The sequence below is a fragment of the Bacillus sp. FG16 genome (assembly GCF_057809515.1).
In genome coordinates, this window is the sequence record NZ_JBMDKC010000205.1 from 1 (window position 1) to 3,055 (window position 3,055).

The 3,055-nt window shown below is 35.2% G+C and carries 4 protein-coding genes; 1 reads left to right on the plus strand and 3 read right to left on the minus strand.

What is annotated here, in order from left to right:
* Nucleotides 1-34: 34 nt before the first annotated feature.
* From ACODS7_RS31525 to ACODS7_RS31535, 3 genes are all read right to left on the minus strand, one after another.
* A complete protein-coding gene (locus ACODS7_RS31525) occupies nucleotides 35-226 on the minus strand; it encodes a helix-turn-helix domain-containing protein (protein ID WP_289670043.1) in 192 nt (63 codons plus the stop codon).
* A 260-nt stretch (nucleotides 227-486) separates the two neighbouring features.
* Nucleotides 487-1,398 carry an Rpn family recombination-promoting nuclease/putative transposase gene (locus ACODS7_RS31530; RefSeq protein ID WP_016110348.1) on the minus strand — a complete coding sequence of 304 codons (912 nt, stop codon included), beginning with the start codon at nucleotides 1,396-1,398 and terminating at the stop codon, nucleotides 487-489.
* 996 nt (nucleotides 1,399-2,394) lie between these two features.
* On the minus strand, nucleotides 2,395-2,595 hold the full coding sequence (locus ACODS7_RS31535) for an aspartyl-phosphate phosphatase Spo0E family protein (RefSeq protein WP_488828505.1): 201 nt from the start codon (nucleotides 2,593-2,595) through the stop codon (nucleotides 2,395-2,397).
* 189 nt (nucleotides 2,596-2,784) lie between these two features.
* On the opposite strand from ACODS7_RS31535, the gene ACODS7_RS31540 reads away from it, so the two are divergent.
* Nucleotides 2,785-3,055 (plus strand): AbrB/MazE/SpoVT family DNA-binding domain-containing protein (locus tag ACODS7_RS31540; RefSeq protein ID WP_488828503.1); only part of this gene is annotated, 271 nt, incomplete at its 3' end.

The following is a 3,055-nucleotide window of genomic DNA, read 5'->3' on the forward strand; positions in this document are numbered from 1 at the left end:
TATAACCGCATTTTGTAAACCGCTTGATGTTTTTTCAAACTTTGCAACAGAACCAGTTTTTTTGTAGGCCCTCTATCCCATATTGTTCAAAACGTTTCATCCATTCCTTGAATGAATATTTCGTAACTTGATACTTCTTACAAAGTTCTTTAATTGTATAATCTCCTTTTTTATAAGCAAGCAATAGCTCTAGCTTAAATTCAGTAAGATATCGTTTTTTAGACATAGAAAAAACTCCCCTTAAGAATAAAACAGATTTTTATTTTTTAATCTGTCTACCTTAAGGGGAGCATATCATTATCGTGGCTGTATCTTTTTTTGAGGAGTGTTTCCACAACACACTCTATACATATAGGCTTTTCTTTTATATGGTAGATGCTATTTTGTACAAACACTTGCAAAATCAAAAACACAACAAAGACAGTCTGGCATAACTGTCTTTGTTGTGTTTTTTCGTAAAAAGAAGCGGTCCAAAGTCCGCCTCTTTTATGCTTGCTCTATAATTTTTTTTACTTCTTCAATCGTGAGTTCACTGGCTTGTGCAATGGTTTCTATTGGGACTTGTAAACGATGCATACCGAGAATCATTTGACGTTTCCCCTGTTGAACGCCTTGTTCAAGTCCTTTTTGCATGCCTTCTTCTCGCCCTTTATTTAACGCATGTGCAATTCCTGCCGCTTCATCCATCAAAATCTTTTCGCGTGCTTCGTAAGCTTGACGGAACGAAGCATCTTGGCTCATATGCTCCCATTTATCCATTGCTTTCTGTAAAATTGGGTCCTGATTCATCGCAATCGCCTCCAGAGTATGTGTTAAATGCTCATCTTCATTGGCTGGTAATAGTAATAACCACCGAACAAAGGAATCTTCCCACGGATTTACTTTTTCCTCTCGCCACTGCTGTAGCAATTTTGGAATTTCCACGACATGAATTTCGATATCATCACTTAAAAGTTGTTGCTGCTGCATATTCCACAGTTTCCCCGTCGTATGAAATGCTTCATAGTCTTTAAACATGACAAAGTTCAATAAGTTGATTGTAATGGTTTTATGCAATGAGCTGTAGGGCATTCCCTTTTTTAATTGAGATGCATAGAGCTTGCTCCAATAATAAAGGGAACGCTTTAAAAGGTCATGATTATTATTCAACTGGATTTCAATGTTAATTTTGGTTCCAGTGTCTAATGTAGCCGATACGTCTAGAATCGATAATTTATCCTCTTCATGTTCTCGATGTAAATGTGGATCTTCGAATTGAAGGGATTGAATAGGAGATTCCAATGAATCAGCTAACATTGCATTTAGAAATGTCAACAAAATATCTTCGCTTCCGGATGTCCCGAATAATTGTTTAAAGGCAAAATCAATACGTAAATTGACCAATTTTTGATTGGACATGGGCTTCCTCTCCCTGTCTGATAAGATCTCTTTTTTCTTATTGTACATAAAAACAAATTAAACATGCAAACAGGCTCTTATGATTAACATAAGAGCCTCACTGCAGATACATACTATAGATTAGATAACGACCATAACCTGACTTGAAAAACACCTAAAAATTTTCACAAAAGAAATCATATTTAGTATACATCTAATTAGAAATATATACAAAGAATGGTGAAACACAGGACAATCGCATGAAAAAAATACAAGCATTTACGACCTGTATATAGTGCGTGTGCAGCTAGTTCTCAACTATATATAGTGACTTAGTGAAATTGGAAATAGGATTAGAGTTAGCTTTTTATAGATGCCGAATACAACATCAATATACAGATGTTTCGAAGGTTACAAGGTTCTATATGTAGAACCTAACTTTTTTCATGCGTTTGTCCTGTGGTGAAACACATCGCTTTTTCATCATTGATTTATGATATGATATACTTGCGGATTCGGTTTGTGCAACAAGCTATGTAGGGATAATATACGTTTCACAATCAGCACATTTTCTGAAAGTAGCATGTCTTACTACTCATAAGGCATGCTATATTTATAATATTCAAATAAAAAATCGCATAATATAGTTCTTGCTTGAGCTTCTTTAGTATATGTGAAAAACCGCAACAAATGAAAAGTTATTCGGAAGCATTTCAAAGTGCCAAACAAGAAGGTACACATATTACGGTGAAGAAGAAAAATTTGGTCATGTAGCCTATGAAAGTATAGGAACAATAATTTTGTAGTCAGGATGTGCATTTCAGGGGATAGAAATAAAAATTAGAAAAAAGACGAACCTTTCTGATACGTCTTTTTTTGTTTTGAAGGAATGATAGATAATTCCACCTGTAATCATGTTAGGAGACTTCATTCTAGAGTGGCAATCAATGCTGTAGGGTGGAATTGTTAGTCCTAATATATACCAAGAGGCATATTTTTATGCAGAATTTGGTTTATTTAGTCCACATAGAGTCCAGTTATGGTAAAATATAGAGGACAAATGTATAATGAGATTCCAATTCTATTGATGAATTGGAATCTCATTATACATTTGACTATTCGAGGAGAATAATCATGCATAGAAACATACACGAATTGATCTAATTCTTGGCTACATGCAAGAACAATGGGGTCTGTATATAAGTGTGCTTGTACCAACTGTCGCAGTTGTTTCTGTTTTTCCTCAATTTGTTTTTGTAAGTGGATAACATCAGATATAGACATGGGGAAACCTCGCTATGTTTACAGATTGAAATCAACTTTTTTTATAGTATATGTAGTTTTAAAAAATGAGAACGGTAACATGAGAGGTGAGGTATTCTATGTGTGAAAAAGGAGGACATTTCTATGAAATCAACAGGTATTGTACGAAAAGTCGATGAGCTTGGTCGAGTTGTGATACCGAAGGAAACGAGGCGTACACTCGACATCCAAGAAAAAGACCCACTAGAAATATTTGTAGAAGGCGAAACGATTGTTCTACAGAAATATAAATCGTATGGTACTTGTCCCCTAACAGGAGAAATTTCTCCCCAGAATATCAAACTAGCGGATGGAAAGCTGACGTTGAGCCCAGAAGGGGCGAAACAGCTTATGGAAGAATTAGAACAATACAAAG